Consider the following 896-nt stretch of genomic DNA (forward strand, 5'->3'; position numbering starts at 1 on the left):
ACGCGCATTTTAGCGTTGTTACAGCTTTTGCATTTAGGTGGATTTGTTAGCGTGTAACGAATTATCTTTTGTGCTGTGATTGCAGGGGCAGGTTTAAGGGTGGGGGTGCATAAATGAAAGAGATATTATCATATCAAATTGTTTGATCACGCATAAAAATTTATGCTTTATGAAGGGGCATTTGTCGCCTTGTAACTTGCCTGATATCTTGTATGAAAGCCCAAAATTCAGTAGGATTCCTCTCACTTCAAAACTTCTTATCTTAAATCAATTCAAATCATTTTCTTGTGTATCACAAGGAGGGGTGTGGTTGTGGGATTATTAAAAAGTGTGATAAGTTGCAATGTGAGGGGAGGATAATCTCCGTGTCAGTGAAGGAGATTGCTCTTAGCGTTTTAAAAAATATGTTAAGTTTCGTAGAAAAAGGCGGGGAATATATGGAAATTGATGAAAGTTTAGAATGGCTTTTACGTTCTCAAAAACTAACAATACTGCAGGCAGCGTTATTGATAGTGGGCTTGAATCCACTTATATGTGAATTTACCAACGAAGACAGACCTGAAGACAGTGGTATTTACGAAGGAGGGGAGCGAGTACCGCTCGCTAAAATTGCTTTGTTCCGAGCTGTTTATAATGAGATAGTAAGAGTAGTAGAAGAGGGAAAATTAAGGGTAGAATGGTACTATCATCGTGATTTTCGGGGGGTTCGTTTGGACGAGAATCCTATTGTTGAATATTCTTCTGTTTCCCTAGATGATTTGAAAGAATGGCTTTTATTGTGTGGTAAGAGACCTAAAGTTTTTTTTCCTGAGGATGCTGCTGCTGAGACTAAGGATCAGAAATATTATGCGTTTCAAGATCCAACGCATCCACGTTATGCTCCAAAGCTTGCTGCT

The 896-nt window shown here is 38.7% G+C and carries 1 protein-coding gene; it reads left to right on the top strand.

Features of this window, described 5'->3' with window-relative positions:
- Nucleotides 1-365: 365 nt before the first annotated feature.
- On the top strand, nt 366-896 hold a 531-nt coding region (locus ACFIL8_RS11235; RefSeq protein ID WP_375689866.1), incomplete at its 3' end, for a hypothetical protein.

The organism is Bartonella sp. AP57NXGY (genome assembly GCF_042195805.1).
Taxonomy (GTDB): domain Bacteria; phylum Pseudomonadota; class Alphaproteobacteria; order Rhizobiales; family Rhizobiaceae; genus Bartonella.